1 protein-coding gene is annotated in these 309 nt (G+C 36.2%); it reads left to right on the top strand.

Going from position 1 to position 309, the window contains the following annotated elements; genetic code table 11:
- Positions 1-80 precede the first annotated feature (80 nt).
- Positions 81-269, top strand: coding sequence for an NF038104 family lipoprotein (locus tag ACG9ZB_RS16945; RefSeq protein WP_419326817.1), 189 nt, complete (start codon positions 81-83; stop codon positions 267-269).
- Positions 270-309 lie beyond the last annotated feature (40 nt).

The raw sequence follows: 309 nt of genomic DNA, 5'->3' as shown, positions 1-309 counted from the left end.
GATGATGAACGTGCATTGAAAAGCTTAGGTTATAGCTATATCTAAGTTTTAAGAAAACAAATTTTTATAGGGATGGTGTTATGTTCAAAGTGTTCGCAGTAATGGCTTGTATGTTGTTTTTGCAAGGTTGTGTACACAAGATCGTCACCGTTCCTGTAAAGATTGCGTATAAACCCAAAAAAGGCGTTGTGAAAGGAACCGCAGCGGTGGTTGGTGCTGTTATCCAAGATGGGGATGATGAAGACAGCGAACATAATGATAAAGATTAAAAATATTAGTTAATTTCTCATGAGAAATGAAGTACTGAAT

The organism is Acinetobacter johnsonii (assembly GCF_048551975.1).
GTDB classification, from domain to species: domain Bacteria; phylum Pseudomonadota; class Gammaproteobacteria; order Pseudomonadales; family Moraxellaceae; genus Acinetobacter; species Acinetobacter johnsonii_A.
This window is presented reverse-complemented; position numbering and strand designations above follow the sequence as displayed.